Consider the following 14,543-nt stretch of genomic DNA (forward strand, 5'->3'; position numbering starts at 1 on the left):
GGCCTTTGATCGAAGTACGGGCGGACCGGGAAGACGAACAGGTTTATGGGTTTCGACAAAGGCGGCCGCGGCAATCGCGGCGGACGTGGGCGCGACAAGCGTGACAGCTTTGGTGGCGGCGACGATTTCGGCGGCGGCAGCAGCTTCGGTGGTGGCGGCTTCGGTGGCGGTGACCGTGGCGGCTTCGGCGGTGGCGGCGATCGTGGCGGCTTCGGCGGCGGTGGCGGCGGCTTCGGCGGCGGTGACCGTGGCGGCTTCGGCGGCGGTGGCGGCGGTGGCGGCGGCTTCCGTGGCGGCGGCGGTGGTTTCCGTGGCGGCGGCGGCGGCGGTGGCGGCGGGATGCCCCCCCAGGTCGTCGGCGAGGGCACCGGTGTCGTCAAGTTCTTCAACGCGCAGAAGGGCTTCGGCTTTGTTGTGCGCGATGATGGCGGCGAGGACGTGTTCGTGCACATCTCGGCGGTCGAGCAGGCGGGCCTCACCGGTCTGGCCGAGGGTCAGCCGATGGGCTTCACCCTCGTCGATCGCGGCGGCCGCATCTCGGCGACCGAGCTCAAGATCGACGGCGAGCCGATGGCCGTCACCGATCGTGCGCCCCCGCGTGAGCCGCGCGAAGGCGGCTTCGGCGATCGCGGCCCCCGTCCGGCGGCGGGCGGCTTCGGCGGCAACGACCGCGGCGGTGCGCCGCAGCGCCAGCTGACCGGCGAGAAGGCGACCGGCACGGTCAAGTTCTTCAACGCGATGAAGGGCTTCGGCTTCATCCAGCGCGACGATGGACAGCCCGACGCGTTCGTCCACATCTCGGCCGTCGAGCGCGCCGGTATGCCGACGCTGAACGAGGGCGATCGCCTGTCGTTCGAACTCGAAGTCGACCGTCGCGGCAAGCACGCCGCGGTCAACCTGGCGCCGAACCAAGGCTGATCCGGTTTCACGACCCGGTTCGAAAGGCCCGGTCCCGCGACAAGCGGGGCCGGGCTTTTTCGTGGGCGGGGGCGGAAATGCCTGGAAGCAGTCGTAAAGCGATTGGTGCGCTTTCGGGAAAGCAGCCTGCGATAACTGACATTGCCCGGCGCCGCTGCTTTTCCCGCAAACGATCGTTGAATGGGAATGGCGACTGATCCCGAACGATGCCGCTCTTCGCCAAGCCTGCTTAAATCATGCCATTGCCGTCACGGTAGGCTGAGCTATCGAACTTGGCGTGAACGGCAGGATGAAATGCAGTGAAATCGCGAACATCGTCTGTCGTCTTCGATCTGGATGGCACGCTGCTCGATGGAGACTCCGCATCGATCTGGATGATGAGCCGTATCAAGCAATCAGTATGGCGGACGCTTCTGGCCGTCGTGGCGTTCCCGATCGCCCTCCCACTGACGCTCCATGCGCCATCACGGCGGATCGGCGGTTCGATATCCCTATGGATCGCGACCATCGGCCTGACCGAACCGGAGTTGCGCCAGTCCTTCGCGCTTTTCGCCATCAATGTGAGCGAGGGGAAGGGTGTCGCTTGGCGAACAGCCGGCCTCGCCGAACTCGAACGGCATGTCACCCGTGGGGAGACCGCACTGATCGCTACCGCCGCACCCGCATGGTTGGCGGAGAGCCTATCCGATACGCTTCCCTTCCAAGTCCCCGTGGTGGGATCGGTGCTATGTCGGTTTCTAGGCGGATGGGTGGCGCGATACCATTGTCGCCACGAAGCAAAATGCGACGCGATCAGGGGCGCCGGCTTCGGTGAGCGATGGGCCGTCGCCTACAGCGACAGTGCCGATGACGCTCCGCTCCTCGCTAGAGCCACATCGGCATTCCTCGTCAACGCGTCTGGCAAAACCGCGAAACGGCTAGCCAGATTGAGAGTCCCCGTCGAGCGGGTCTCTTGGTAAGCCCTACGCCTTCCCACAAACGAACGTGGACCGGGAACGTCGTGCCTCTCGCTTCGCTCCGGCTCGTCTGCGGTATCCTCTTTCCCGAAATCCGTTCCCGACTGCTTTTCCCGCAAGTGTCGCGCGGAAATGGAGAAACGGGAAAGGTCACGCCGAACGGATGGCTGCGGTCCAGCGGTCCCGGTCGCGTGCTGGTGGCCCGACCGACGGCGGGCGCCGTCGTGCGTTGACGCCGGCGCTTTCCTACATCCTGCCGGCCGGTGTAGTCCGTAACGATAATGGCCGATGCAGGCGCCTTTTCCGTCACTGATCGATCAGGCCGATCACTTGCGATCGATTTGCCACCCCGACGTAGTGGCAACTTCGGCAACTTCCGCGCCGCTTCTCGCCAGATCGCAAAAAACGAATCAGGCCATCAGCCCCCACAGCAGCGTCGCGTTCAATCCTACGATCACCGCCGCGATCGCCCAGGCCAGCGCGCGCAGCCAGCGCGGGGCGGCCATCGCGCCCATCACCGCGGCGCTGCCGGTGAAGGCGACGAGCGGGATGACCGCGAAGGGGAGTTGGAGGCTCAGCACCACCTGGCTCAGCACCAGCAGCTTGATCGCCGCCGCGTCGCCCGCATACGCCACGACCGCGACCGCGGGGATGATCGCCAGCCCGCGCGTCACCAGCCGGCGCAGCCACATCGGCAACCTGAGGTCGAGGAACCCCTCCATCACGATCTGGCCGGCGAGCGTGCCGGTGACGGTCGAGTTCTGCCCGCTCGCCAGCAATGCGATCGCGAAGACGATGCTCGCCGCGCCTGCGCCCAACATCGGCGCGAGCAGTTCGTGCGCCTGCTCGATGTCCGCCACGTCGGTACGCCCCGCGACGTGGAAGGTGGCGGCGGCAAGGATCAGGATCGCGGCGTTGATGAAGAAGGCGAGCGCGAGCGCGACGGTCGAATCGATCGTCGCCATCTTCAGCGCCTCGCGCCGCTCGGGGGGCGACGCGCCGAACGCGCGGGTCTGGACGATCGACGAATGCAGGTAGAGATTGTGCGGCATCACCGTCGCGCCCAGGATGCCGATCGCGATGTAGAGCATCGCCGGGTTGCGCAGGATCTCGGGCGTGGGGATCAGGCCGGCGGCGGCCGCGCGCCAGTCCGGCCCCGCCAGCGCGAGTTCGAACGCGAAGCACGCCGCGATCACGACGAGCAGCGCGACGATGAACGCCTCGAGCCGGCGGAAGCCATAGCGCTGGAGGACGAGGATCAGGAACACGTCGAGCCCGGTGACGACGACGCCCCAGACCAGCGGCAGCCCGAACAGCAGCTTGAGCGCGATCGCGGTGCCGAGCACTTCGGCGAGGTCGCACGCGATGATCGCGATCTCGCACAGCACCCACAGGGCGAGCGTGACGGGGCGCGAATAATGCGCGCGGCAGGCCTGCGCGAGATCGAGCCCCGCGCCGATCCCGAGCCGCGCGGACAGCGACTGGAGGACGATCGCCATCAGGTTCGACAGCAGCACGACGCTCAGCAGCGTATAGCCGAACGCGGAGCCGCCCGCGATGTCGGTCGCCCAGTTGCCCGGATCCATATAGCCGACCGCGACGAGATAGCCCGGCCCGACGAACGCGAACAGCTTGCGCCAGAAGCCTGCGCCTTCGGGAATCCGCACGCTGGCATGGCTCTCGGCGAGCGAACGCGTCGCGATCCGGGCGCTGGGAGGCAGGGCGGCGGCGGTGGCGTCTGGGGCGGGCGGCGTCATCGCGGATCGCCATGCGGCATCGCGGGGGGCGGGTTCAAGCCGCAAAGCGCGGGCGGGTTGGCAAGCGAGCCATTGCCCGTTCATCGCGACGCGGGCAGGGCGGGCGCCCGATCGTTTCCTGCACCCGGAGTTGCCATGCGCCGTCTCGTCCCGCTCGCCGCCGCCGTCCTGATCGCCACGCTCGCTGCCGCCCCTGCGTTTGCGGCGCAACCGATCGCGGGCCGCTGGCTCACCGCCGACGGCAGCGGCGTCATCCAGGTCGGCGATTGCGGCGGCTCGACCTGCGGGCGGCTGGTCACGATCCTGAAGTCCGCGCCGAACGCGCCGAAGATGGACGTGGCGAATCCCGATCCCGCCTTGCGTTCGCGCCCCATCCTGGGCGTTCCGATCCTGAGCGGATTCGTCGACAAGGGCGACGACTGGCGCGGCAGGATCTACGATCCGCGCAACGGAAAGACCTACAAGTCGATCGTCAGCCGCGCGGCGGACGGCACGCTCAAGGTGCAGGGCTGCATCGCGTTCTTCTGCCAGACGCAGGTATGGCGTCCGGCGCGCTGAACGCCCGTCAGACCGGCGCCGCGTCCGCGCCGGCACCGTAATGGTGCCAGGTGAAGATCGCCGCCGCGCCGCGGTGCGGTCGCCACGCCTCGGCGAGGTCGCGGACCAGCTTTTCGCCCGGGCGTTCGGCGTGCCCGAGGATGCGACCGACCTCGATCTGCACCGCGAGGTCGCCGGCCGGCCAGATGTCGAGACGTCCCTCGGCGAACAGGAGGTAGACCTCCGCCGACCAGCGGCCGATGCCCTTGACGCGGACGAGTTGCGCGATCGCCGCCTCGTCGTCTGCGGGCAGGTTGGCGAGATCGAGGCGACCGCTCGTCACTTCCTCGGCGAGGCTGCGGGCGTAGGACGCCTTCTGACGCGAGAAGCCGCAGGCGCGCAGCGCCTCGTCGCTGGCGGCGAGGATCGCGGCGGGGTCGCCCGCGTCGCCGACCTCGGCCTCCAGCTTGCGCCAGACCGAGTCGGCGGCCTTCACGCTCACCTGCTGGCCGAGGATCGTGCGCAGCAGCGTGGCATAGCCGCGCGCCCGGATCCGGGGCGCTGGATACCCGACGCGCGCGATCGCGGCGGCGAAGGCGGGCTCCATCGCGGCGAGCGCGTCGAGACTCTCGCGCAGCTGCGCCTCGCTCAGCCCCATTGCGGGGCCGCGTGTTCAAAGGCATGGAACGGGTTATTGTCTGGAGAGAACATGATGCCGACGCTTACCGTGGTTACGCGCGAGGGGGAAGAACGCGAGATCGATGGCGAGGTCGGCCTGTCGGTGATGGAAGCGATCCGCGATGCAGGGATCGACGAGATCCTGGCGCTGTGCGGCGGATGCTGTTCGTGCGCGACGTGCCACATCCATGTCGACCCGGATTTCGCGGATCGACTGCCGGCGATGAGCGAGGACGAGAACGATCTGCTCGATTCGTCGAGCGATCGCAACCAATGGTCGCGGCTGTCGTGCCAGATCCAGCTGACGTCCGCGCTCGACGGGATGAAGGTGACGATCGCCGCGGAGGATTGAGGCGGGCCGGACATCGGCGCGTTTGCCCGTCGCATCACCCCGGATGGTATTCGGAAACGACCAGGGGCTTTCGATAAGCCGGGCTTCGACGGGCGAGCGTGTCTTTGATCGCATGGTCGCTTGAAATGCATTTCTCGTTACGTCATTCCCGTGATCGATCCTTTTCAGAGATCGCCGCCGGGAGAGCCGCATGACCCGTACCGCCCGCGCGACGCTTGCGCTGATCGTCAGCTATGCGGTGCTGGGCGTCCTGATGAACAGCGTCGGCGTGGTGATCCTCCAGTCGATCCAGCGCTATGCGGTGTCGAAGCCGCATGCGGCGACGCTGGAGGCGTGCAAGGACCTGTCTGTGGTTGTCGCGTCGTTCCTGTTCGCGGTCCAGCTGCCGCGGTTCGGATACCGGCGCGCACAGATCGCGGTGATGCTGGCGATCGGGGCGGGCGCGCTGCTGGTGCCGCTGGCGGATGCGTTCTGGGGGATGCAGGCGTTCTTCGTGCTGACCGGGCTGGGCTTCGGCACTGCCAAGGTCGCGACCTATGCCACGATCGGGCTGCTCAGGACCGACGCCAAGGGACATGCCAGCCTGACCAGCCTGGTCGAGGGGATATTCATGCTCGGCATCCTGGCGGGGGTGTGGATGTTCGGCTGGTTCATCGGCGCGGACACGACGGGCAGCGATTGGCTGCGCGTCTATTATGTCGTCGCGCTGTTGTGCGCGGTCGCGGCGGCCCTGTGGTGGGGCGCCGATCTCGACGAGGCCGCAGCCACCGCGGAGGAGCAGCCGACGCGCCGCGCGATGTTCGCGCTGGCGCTGTTGCCCGCGACGGTCGCGTTCTTGGTCGCGATCTTCCTGTACGTCCTGATCGAGCAGAGCATCGGGACGTGGCTGCCGACGTTCAACAACGAGGTGCTCCACCTCCCGTCCGCGATGAGCGTGCAGGCGTCGACGATCTTCCTCGGCGCGCTGGCGGCGGGGCGGCTGGGGGCGAGCTGGCTGGTCGCGCGGCTTGGGTGGCTGCGGTTGCTGTTGGGGTGCATCGCGGCGATGGCGGTATTGGTGGTGCTGACGCTGCCCGCGGCGCAGGGCCTGGCGCCGCGGCGCGGCATAACGTGGCTGAGCGCGCCCGCGCCGGCCTATATCTTCCCGCTGATCGGGGTCTTCATGGCGCCGGTCTATCCGATCCTGTGTTCGGTGATGCTGAGCGCGCAGCCGCGCGAACGACATGCCTCGCTGGTAGGGCTGATCGTGATCTTCTCCGCGCTGGGCGGGACGATCGGATCGCTGCTGACCGGGCTCGCGTTCCAGTACATATCGGGCGCGCGGGCGTTCTATATGGTGCTGGTGCCGATGGCGGCGATCGCGGTGGCGCTCGTCCGCTTTCAAAGGGTGACGCGGCGCGACCGCGCGGTATAGCGCGATCGTCAGGTGTCGCGGACGATCAGTCTGGTGGGAAGTTTCACGGATTTCGGCTGGGCGCCGTCAAGGCGGTGCATCAGCTTTTCCACGAGCATCGATCCCGCGACCTCCGTCTCCTGCGCGATCGTCGTCAGCGCGGGCGTGAAGTGCGCCGCCGGCGGAATGTCGTTATAGCCGACCAGCGCATAGTCGCGCGGGGTGACGTGACCCTGTTCGCGGAACGCGCCGACGACCGCCATCGCTGCGGTGTCCGAAAAGGCGAAGACGGCATCGGGGCGGGGGTTGTGCGCCAGCCAGTCAGTCGCGCGCTCGAACGTCGTCGCATAGGCCATCGACGCGATGTCCAGTCGGTCGATCGTGACGCCGGCGTCCGCCGAGGCGGACAGCCCCTCGAACCGCATCCGCAGTTCCGCGTGCGCAATGTCGCCGACGAACAACCAGCGGCGGCGGCCCTGCGTGAGGAAGCGCTCGCCGGCGAGCCGTCCGCCCGCCAGATTGTCGCTGCCGACCGCGCAATAGTCGTCGTCCTCCACCGCGCCCCAGACGACGAACGGCACGTCGGTGCGTGCCAGTTCGCGCAGCATCGCGTCGCGAACGCCCTGGCCCAGCAGGATGAACCCGTCGGTCGCCCGGCTGCGATGGAGGTCGATGAAACCTTGCACGGAATCGAGACCCGGGGGTGACAGCAGCAGGTCCTGCTCGCGGATCGACAGCGCCTCGGAGATGCCGGCCAGCAGCTCGAACACGAAGGGATCGCCGATCGCACCGTGCCGGTGCGAACCGAAATCGAGGACGACCGTAATGGTATTGGTACGCGACTGGCGTAGCCTCTGCGCGTTGCAGTTGACGGCATAGCCATGGTCGCGCGCGACCTGGAGGACGCGGTCGCGCGTTTGCGCGGTAACGAGCGGGCTGTTGGCGAGGACGCGCGAGACGGTGGGCTTCGAAACATCGGCGAGGCGGGCGATGTCCGCCATCGTCACTGCGCCGGCGAGCGCGCCGCGCACGCGCTTCACGTCGGGCGTCCTGTCTCCGTCGGCCATGGCGACGTGCTAGTCGGGCGGGGCGCACGCGGCAAGCGTTGCACCGCGCGCGGGGTGCTGTAGCCTGAATGCAACGACATGAGGGAGAGGGCCATGGCGGCTGCGGGCGCACAGTTCGGCGACTATCAGAATGCGATCTACATGGCGGGGCTGTCCGGCGTGCTTCCCAAGCTGCCGGTCGACTATGCCACGCTGGAGGCGCGTGCGTCGATGGCGTTGCCGCCCTCGGTGCTGGGTTATGTGCAGGGCGGGTGCGGCGACGAGGCGACGCAGGATGCGAACGCCAGCGCGTTCCGCCACTGGGGTATGGTGCCGCGGATGATGGTCGACACCACCCGGCGCGATCTGTCGATCGACCTGTTCGGGATGACGCTGCCGACACCGGTGTTCATGGCGCCCGTCGGGGTGATCGGGATCTGCACGCAGGACGGGCATGGCGACCGCGCTGCCGCGCGCGCCGCGGCCGCGACGGGCGTTCCGCTGGTCCACTCGACGCTGTCGAACGACCTGATGGAGACGGTGGCGGGCGACATGGGCGACGCGCCGGGGTTCTTCCAGCTCTATACCCCGCGCGACCGGGACCTGGCGGCGAGCCTCGTCCGGCGGGCGGAGGCTGCGGGGTTCAAGGGCATCGTCGTGACGCTCGACACCTGGGTGACGGGATGGCGGCCGCGCGACCTGAACGTCGCGAACTTCCCGCAACTGCGCGGGCATGTGCTGGCCAACTATTTTTCCGATCCCGTCTTCCGCAAGATGCTGGCGAAGCCGCCCGAGGATGATCCGGCGGCGGCGGTGCGGCAATGGGCGGGGGTGTTCGGCAAGGTGCTGACCTGGGACGACATGGCGTGGCTCCGCTCGCTGACGACGCTGCCGCTGATCCTGAAGGGGATCTGCCATCCCGACGATGCGCGCCGCGCGATCGATCTGGGGGCGGACGCGATCTATTGCTCCAACCATGGCGGGCGGCAGGCGAATGGCGGGATCGCGGCGATCGACCTGCTGCCGGGCGTGGTGGCGGCGTCGGGCGACGTGCCGGTGCTGTTCGATTCGGGCGTGCGATCGGGGAGCGACGTGGTGAAGGCGCTGGCGATGGGCGCGCGCGCGGTCGGCATCGGGCGGCCCTATGTGTGGGGCCTCGCGCTGGATGGCGCGGACGGGGCGGCGCATGTGCTGCGCTGCATCCTCGCCGAGGCGGACCTGCTGATGGCGGTGAACGGCTATCCGACGCTTGCTGACGTGCGCGCGGCGGGCGCGGTTCGCGGCTAGCGGGGAACGATCGTCACGCGGTCTCCGTCGATCGCGAGGCGGAACCAGGGGGCTGCGGTGCCGCCGAAGCGGGTGCGGCGGAGTGTCGTGTCGGCCGTGGGGTCGGCGCCGGCGAGGCCCCAATAGTCGACGAAGCTGATGACGTCGAGCTCGCCGGTCACCCACCAGCAATAGGCCTGGACGGGCTCGGCGGCGGGGTTGGCGGCGACGAGGGCGGTGCCGTTCGCCGGGCGCCATGGTCCCTCGATGCGATCGGCGACCATCGCGTAGAGTCCGGTCGGCGCTGCGAGGCCGGGGGCGAAGCGCTTAGCCTGCGTCGACCAGAACAGATAGTAGCGCGCGTCGTGGACGAGGATGTGGGGCCGTTCGAGCTCGCTGTTGACGCCGATCGCTTCGACCAGCGGAGCCTCGAGCCGCCATGCGTCGCCGTCGCGCTTCGCGAGACCGATGACGCCGTCCACGACCTCATCGACCCAGCCGGCCGAGCCGACGAAAAGAAGATATTCCGCGCCGTCCGCGGGATCGCGAAAATAGCCCGGATCGCGGAAGCCCTTGATCGCACCGCCCACCGGTGCCGCCTGATCGGCGCGCGCGTAGAAGCGGCCGTCGTTGGCGATTGATTCGACCGGGGTCGACCAGCCTTCGGTGCGCGCGCCGGACGCGTCGACGACGAAGCGGCCGCAGGTTTCGAACAGGCGTTGCTCGAAGGTCGTCGGCGCGCCGCGGCGGCCGGCGGCGGTGAAATACATCGTCAGCGTCGAGTCGTCGTCGGCGAGAACCGCGGAGCCAGACCATTCGCGACTGCCGGGCGTGAAGCCCTCGGGAAAGGTATCGCCATGATCGCGCCAGCCGTCCGTGCCGTGGCTGGTCAGGCGGATGCGCGCGGCGTCGTGGCGCGATTCGGGATCGGCGAAGCGCGGGGTGGCGAGGAAGAACCACCAGCTGCGCCCCTCGACGAACGCGGTGCGGCCGTCGGCATAGGCGATCTGCCACATGTCCCACACGTCGTGGCCGGAGACGATGGGGACGATATCGGCGGTGGTGATGACGGGCAGCGCGCCGCCGCGCTGGATGGCGATGCCCGCGACGGCGTCGGCGGACCAGTGGGTGGGGATCATCGGCGAGGTCGTCCGGCTGGCAGGGGTGGTCATGCGGATTCGAGCGCGAAGAGCGCGACGCTCTCCGCCTTCATCGCGGGCATCGGCAGCCCGGCACAGGCGAGCCAGGCGCTGTCGAAGACCGTGCCGTCGCCGCGCATCGCGGCGAACAGCGGCGCGTCGGGGGCGGGGTGGCCGGGTTCGGTCGCGATCGCGAGCAGGCGGACGCGCGTCGGCCCCGCGCCGAGCAGCGGGGGGAGCGGGAGTGCGGGCGGGCGGCGCAGCGTGGTGGGCGCGACGCGGGTGACCGACAGGAGCAGGTCGCCGGGCCGGCCGTGCATCTGCCAGACGAGGCCGTCGGGGCCGTCGCCGAGCCAGACCTTGCCCGCGTGGAGCGTGCCGCGCAGGGCCTTGTAGCGCGCGATCCACGCCGCGAGCGTCGCCGCGTCGTCGTCGGGCATCGCGGCGGGATCGAGCTCGACGCCGAAATGGCCGGGCAGCGCGACCGCGGCGCGGAACGCCATGCCCTGCCGCCGCCCGGTCGAATGTGCGGGTGCGGCGCCGACATGCGCGCCCATCATCTCGGGCGGCATGAAGTGGAGATAGCCGCGCTGCATCGCGACCCGGCTGACGGCATCGATGCAGTCGCTCGTCCAGAAGCGGTGCGTGCGCGTCGCGATGCCGGCGTCGATGCGGCCACCGCCGCCGGCGCAGGACTCGATCTCGACCGCGGGGTGCGCGGCGCGGATGCGGTCGATCAGTGCATAGGTGCCGAGGATCTGCGCGCGGTAGCCGGCATGGCCGTTCGCGCCGCCGGCGGGGGCGAGATCGCGGTTGTGATCCCATTTGAGGTACGCGATCGGCAGGTCGCGGAGCAGCGTGTCGATCGCGTCGAACAGATACTCGCGCACCTCCGCGCGGCCGAGATCGAGGACGAGCTGGTTGCGTGAGGTGAGGTGCGTGGGTCCGGCGACGGTGAGCGCCCAGTCGGGGTGCGCGCGGTACAGGTCGCTGTCGGGGTTGACCATTTCGGGCTCGACCCAGAGGCCGAATTCCATGCCCTGCGCGACGACATGGTCCGCGAGCGGACCCAGGCCGTTCGGATATTTGGTGCGGTCGACGGTCCAGTCACCGAGCGCGGCGGTGTCGTCGTCGCGACCCCTGAACCAGCCGTCGTCGAGCACGAAGCGCTCGACCCCGAGCGCGGCGGCGCGAGTGGCGAGCGCGACCAGCGCGGCCTCGTCGTGGTCGAAATAGAAGCCTTCCCAACTGTTGATGTGGACCGGGCGGGGGCGCATGCCCTCAGTGGGCCAGGGCGCGCGGGCGCGGATCGCGGCGTGGAACGCTTGGACCGCGCCGTTCAGCCCCGCCGACGACGCGGTCGCGAGCATCTCGGGGGTGGCGTAGCGGTCGCCGGGCGCGAGGCGGATCTCGCCGGGCGCGAGCGCCTCGCCCATCTGGAGCGTCCAGACGCCGTCGTCGTCGCGCTCGATCGCGAGGCGATGGTTGCCCGACCAGGCGAGTTGCGCGGCGCGGACCGGGCCGGCATGCCAGGTCGCGCCGGGACCGGTAACGAACAGGCCGGGCGGGCCGGCATGGCCGGTGAGGCCGCGTCGCGTCTCGCGGATCCAGCCATGCGCGGGCATCGGCTCGACCTGTTCGACGAACTCCGCATTGTGGCGACCGGTGAAGCTGCGGATCGCCTGCGCGTCGGCGGGGAGCGGGAGGGTGCCCGCGGCGAGCCATTCGATGTCGAGCATGTCGTCGCCGTCGTTGACCACCTCCGCCGACAGCGTCGCGACGTCGCCCGCGATCGCGATGCGCTGGATCAGCGTGATCGCGGCGGCGCGATCGACCAGCGTCACCGTCAGCGTGTCGCCGTTACGCCCGATGTCAGCGGTTTCGAACGCCTGCGCAAAGGCCCGTCCGCCACGATGCGCGCGAAGTGCAGGGGCGCCGAACCAGCCGGTGCCGAACGACGGGACCAGCGCAAGCGGCTGGTCGACGTCGAGCGAGAAGGAGGCGGCGGGGCGCGTATCCGCGAGCGCGGGCAGTGCGTCGGCGGCGACGCGCGCGCCCCACCAGCGCCACAGCAGGCCGCCCTGTTCGCGCGGCTCGAGCACGATCGCCATGGTCGCTCCGTTCAGTACGATCATCGGGGCGTCAGCCTTCGCGGGTCGCGCCGACGGGAAGACCGGCCGCGTTCTTCTCGCGCACCGTCCAGACCGCGGCGGCGGCGCAGAACATCAGGATGCCGCACAAGGTCAGCACGTTGCGCGGATCGCCGTTCATCAGCGGCTTGTAATAGAAGGGCAGGGTGGCCGCGATCAGCAGCATCGGGATCACGATCATCATGTTGAAGATGCCCATATAGACGCCGGTCCGCTCCGGCGGGATCGAACCGGCGAGGATGACATAGGGGTTGCCCATGATGCTGGCCCAGCCGAGCCCGACGCCGATCGCGGGGAGGAACAGCATCCACTTCTCGGTGATGTGCGGCAGCCACAGCATGCCCGCACCCGCGATCGCGAGGCAGATCGCGTGGAGCGAGGCCGCGCCCAGACGCTTCGCCAGCGGCACCATCGCGAAGGCCGCGAGGAAGGCGACCCCATTGTAGAACGCCGCCATCTCGCCGTTGGTGAGGACCGCCGAGTGGAAGCCTGGCGAGTTGGCAACATCGGTGCCGTAGACCGATCGGCCGATCGAGTAGATGACGTACGACCAGTAGGCGGCCATCGCATACCATTGGAACAGGCTCATCAGCGCCAGTTTGCGCATCGCGACCGGCATGTCGCGGATCGCGTGGCCGATCTCCGCGATGGTGGACGCAACCGTCTTGGGTTGGGCGGCGATGTGCGTGCGCTGTTCGATCGTCAGCGGCAGTTCGGGGACCCGGCGGATCGACCAGATGATCGTCGTAAGCGACAGGAACGCGCCGACCATGAAGGCGATACGCGCGGTGTAGGGGATGTTGTGGGTATCGACCCAGTCCTGGTTCATCCCGAACCACACGAGCAGCGAGGGCGTGAGGAACGCCAGCATCTGCGCGAGCCCGGTGAAAGCGGATTGGGTCAGGAAGCCGATCTGGTGCTGGCTCTCGTCCAGCCGGTCCGAGACATAGGCGCGGTAGGGCTCCATCGTGATGTTGTTGCCCGCGTCGAGAATCCACAACATCGACACCGCCATCAGGATCGAATGGCTGAGCGGCATGAAGAAAAGCCCGAATGCGCACAGCACCGCGCCGAACAGGAAATAGGGCGTACGCCGGCCCCAGCGCGAATCGGTGCGGTCGCTCATCGCGCCGATCAGCGGCTGGATCAGGAGGCCGGTGATCGGCCCCGCCAGCTGGAGCAGCGGCAGCTGCGCCTCCGCCGCGCCCAGATAGCTGTAGATCGGGGCCATGTTGCCCTGCTGCAGCCCGAAACTGAACTGGAGCCCGAGGAACCCGAGGTTCATTTCGAGGATGCGCGGCATGCTCAGGATCGGCTTCGTCTCGGGCATGCGCATCGTCACCTCTCCGTCCCCTCGGGTCGCGGTTGGTCCGCGTTCGTGAGCGATGTCATGCCGCGGAATGCGACGTGCTGCAACAATCGATTGCATAAGCGTTCGTGCAAATCGGGCGATCCTGCGCCACCTGAGCGCGATCAGGCCGTGCCCAGTGCCTGGTCGTGGTGGAGGTAGAGCGGGTTGAAGTCCGAGCGACTCGCCAGAGCGCTCCAGTCGACGATTCTCACGAACCGCCGGTCGTGCGCGACCAGTCCCTCGCGCACCAGTTCCTTGAGCGTACGATTGACATGGACCGAGGTGAGCCCGGTTGCGTCGCCGATCTGCTCCTGCGTCATCGGCAGCTCGTAGCCGCGATCGGTGTGCCCGGTATGCATCATGCGGACATGGACCTCGCAGAGCAGGTGGCCGACGCGCGTGATCGCATCGCGCCGGCCGATGTTCAGCGCGAGCTCGCGTCCGATCGACGCCTCCACCAGCGTGTCGATCCACATCGCGCGGGCGACGTTGGGACGGTTCTTCGCCAGCGTCCGCAGCGCGTCGGCCGACAGTTCGGCAACGACGAGCGCGGTCATCGCCTGGACGTTGTGATCCGATACCCGCAGGAACAGCTGCCGGAGATCGGCGAAATCGCCGGGGACGAGGATGGCGACGATCTGGCGGCCGCCGTTCACAGCGATCTTGTGGCGGAAGGCGAGGCCCGACAGGACGAAGGCACAATGCATCGGCCGCTCCCCCTCGCGGATCAGATGGGATTGCGCGGGCAGTTCGTGTTCCGTCGGATGCAGCGCGTGAATCGCGAGCGCATCACCCTCGTTTAGGGACGCGCGCGTCGCGACCTTGGCGATCAACGCCTGGGCAATTTCAAAACGGCTGGACATGCGCACTTCCGGCGAGCGCGCCTGCGACCCACGCCTTGTCTTCTAGAGAATCGAGGCCGAGTGATCCCATACACAGGTTGTTCGTGGAGGGAGCAACATAAATCAGGCTATCTTCGCGTGGATGGCACACGCGCGCG

The 14,543-nt window shown here is 68.6% G+C and carries 13 protein-coding genes; 6 read left to right on the top strand and 7 right to left on the bottom strand.

Translation table 11 applies throughout. The features are described from left to right. Window positions 1-45: 45 nt before the first annotated feature. On the top strand, window positions 46-918 hold the full coding sequence (locus ACV7NO_RS07425) for a cold-shock protein (RefSeq protein WP_463405365.1): 873 nt from the start codon (window positions 46-48) through the stop codon (window positions 916-918). 299 nt (window positions 919-1,217) lie between these two features. Next, complete coding sequence (locus tag ACV7NO_RS07430; protein ID WP_463405366.1) at window positions 1,218-1,877, top strand: HAD family hydrolase; 660 nt, start codon at window positions 1,218-1,220, stop codon at window positions 1,875-1,877. Between the two features lie 407 nt (window positions 1,878-2,284). On the opposite strand, the gene ACV7NO_RS07435 is transcribed toward ACV7NO_RS07430, so the two are convergent. Then, window positions 2,285-3,631: an Nramp family divalent metal transporter gene (locus ACV7NO_RS07435; protein WP_463405367.1), complete on the bottom strand. Its 1,347-nt coding sequence runs from the start codon at window positions 3,629-3,631 to the stop codon at window positions 2,285-2,287. 135 nt (window positions 3,632-3,766) lie between these two features. On the opposite strand from ACV7NO_RS07435, the gene ACV7NO_RS07440 reads away from it, so the two are divergent. Further along, window positions 3,767-4,189: a DUF2147 domain-containing protein gene (locus ACV7NO_RS07440; protein WP_463405368.1), complete on the top strand. Its 423-nt coding sequence runs from the start codon at window positions 3,767-3,769 to the stop codon at window positions 4,187-4,189. Between the two features lie 7 nt (window positions 4,190-4,196). On the opposite strand, the gene ACV7NO_RS07445 is transcribed toward ACV7NO_RS07440, so the two are convergent. Beyond that, a complete protein-coding gene (locus ACV7NO_RS07445) occupies window positions 4,197-4,826 on the bottom strand; it encodes a DNA-3-methyladenine glycosylase family protein (RefSeq protein WP_463405369.1) in 630 nt (209 codons plus the stop codon). 54 nt (window positions 4,827-4,880) lie between these two features. Between ACV7NO_RS07445 and ACV7NO_RS07450 the strand changes: the two genes are divergently transcribed. Both ACV7NO_RS07450 and ACV7NO_RS07455 read left to right on the top strand, forming a co-directional pair. Then, a complete protein-coding gene (locus ACV7NO_RS07450; RefSeq protein WP_463405370.1) occupies window positions 4,881-5,198 on the top strand; it encodes a 2Fe-2S iron-sulfur cluster-binding family protein in 318 nt (105 codons plus the stop codon). A 190-nt stretch (window positions 5,199-5,388) separates the two neighbouring features. Next, window positions 5,389-6,612, top strand: coding sequence for an MFS transporter (locus ACV7NO_RS07455; protein WP_463405371.1), 1,224 nt, complete (start codon window positions 5,389-5,391; stop codon window positions 6,610-6,612). A gap of 8 nt (window positions 6,613-6,620) precedes the next feature. On the opposite strand, the gene ACV7NO_RS07460 is transcribed toward ACV7NO_RS07455, so the two are convergent. After that, window positions 6,621-7,658, bottom strand: a complete 1,038-nt coding sequence (locus tag ACV7NO_RS07460; protein ID WP_463405372.1) for a LacI family DNA-binding transcriptional regulator — start codon at window positions 7,656-7,658, stop codon at window positions 6,621-6,623. A 78-nt stretch (window positions 7,659-7,736) separates the two neighbouring features. Here ACV7NO_RS07460 and ACV7NO_RS07465 point away from each other — a divergent pair, with 78 nt between their 5' ends. Beyond that, window positions 7,737-8,924 carry an alpha-hydroxy-acid oxidizing protein gene (locus tag ACV7NO_RS07465; RefSeq protein WP_463405373.1) on the top strand — a complete coding sequence of 396 codons (1,188 nt, stop codon included), beginning with the start codon at window positions 7,737-7,739 and terminating at the stop codon, window positions 8,922-8,924. Here the strand turns inward: ACV7NO_RS07465 and ACV7NO_RS07470 are convergent. The 4 genes from ACV7NO_RS07470 to ACV7NO_RS07485 form a co-directional block, all read right to left on the bottom strand. Beyond that, on the bottom strand, window positions 8,921-10,075 hold the full coding sequence (locus ACV7NO_RS07470) for a glycoside hydrolase family 68 protein (RefSeq protein ID WP_463405374.1): 1,155 nt from the start codon (window positions 10,073-10,075) through the stop codon (window positions 8,921-8,923). The two genes, ACV7NO_RS07465 and ACV7NO_RS07470, sit on opposite strands and share 4 nt — an antisense overlap. After that, window positions 10,072-12,177 carry an alpha-galactosidase gene (locus ACV7NO_RS07475; protein ID WP_463405375.1) on the bottom strand — a complete coding sequence of 702 codons (2,106 nt, stop codon included), beginning with the start codon at window positions 12,175-12,177 and terminating at the stop codon, window positions 10,072-10,074. Before ACV7NO_RS07475 ends, ACV7NO_RS07470 begins: the two co-directional genes overlap by 4 nt. Before the next feature lie 7 nt (window positions 12,178-12,184). Continuing rightward, window positions 12,185-13,528 (bottom strand): MFS transporter, encoded by a 1,344-nt coding sequence (locus tag ACV7NO_RS07480; RefSeq protein WP_463405376.1) that lies wholly within the window; start codon window positions 13,526-13,528, stop codon window positions 12,185-12,187. A 137-nt stretch (window positions 13,529-13,665) separates the two neighbouring features. Beyond that, window positions 13,666-14,406, bottom strand: coding sequence for a Crp/Fnr family transcriptional regulator (locus tag ACV7NO_RS07485; RefSeq protein WP_463405377.1), 741 nt, complete (start codon window positions 14,404-14,406; stop codon window positions 13,666-13,668). Between the last annotated feature and the right edge of the window lie 137 nt (window positions 14,407-14,543).

The organism is Sphingomonas sp. Ell38C01 (genome assembly GCF_055231975.1).

Coding starts and splice junctions, on each gene's coding strand:
- ACV7NO_RS07425 (WP_463405365.1), top strand. CDS start 46: ATGGGTTTCGACAAAGGCGGCCGCGGCAATCGCGGCGGACGTGGGCGC.
- ACV7NO_RS07435 (WP_463405367.1), bottom strand. CDS start 3,631: ATGACGCCGCCCGCCCCAGACGCCACCGCCGCCGCCCTGCCTCCCAGC.
- ACV7NO_RS07440 (WP_463405368.1), top strand. CDS start 3,767: ATGCGCCGTCTCGTCCCGCTCGCCGCCGCCGTCCTGATCGCCACGCTC.
- ACV7NO_RS07445 (WP_463405369.1), bottom strand. CDS start 4,826: ATGGGGCTGAGCGAGGCGCAGCTGCGCGAGAGTCTCGACGCGCTCGCC.
- ACV7NO_RS07450 (WP_463405370.1), top strand. CDS start 4,881: ATGCCGACGCTTACCGTGGTTACGCGCGAGGGGGAAGAACGCGAGATC.
- ACV7NO_RS07455 (WP_463405371.1), top strand. CDS start 5,389: ATGACCCGTACCGCCCGCGCGACGCTTGCGCTGATCGTCAGCTATGCG.
- ACV7NO_RS07460 (WP_463405372.1), bottom strand. CDS start 7,658: ATGGCCGACGGAGACAGGACGCCCGACGTGAAGCGCGTGCGCGGCGCG.
- ACV7NO_RS07465 (WP_463405373.1), top strand. CDS start 7,737: ATGAGGGAGAGGGCCATGGCGGCTGCGGGCGCACAGTTCGGCGACTAT.
- ACV7NO_RS07470 (WP_463405374.1), bottom strand. CDS start 10,075: ATGACCACCCCTGCCAGCCGGACGACCTCGCCGATGATCCCCACCCAC.
- ACV7NO_RS07475 (WP_463405375.1), bottom strand. CDS start 12,177: ATGATCGTACTGAACGGAGCGACCATGGCGATCGTGCTCGAGCCGCGC.
- ACV7NO_RS07480 (WP_463405376.1), bottom strand. CDS start 13,528: ATGCGCATGCCCGAGACGAAGCCGATCCTGAGCATGCCGCGCATCCTC.
- ACV7NO_RS07485 (WP_463405377.1), bottom strand. CDS start 14,406: ATGTCCAGCCGTTTTGAAATTGCCCAGGCGTTGATCGCCAAGGTCGCG.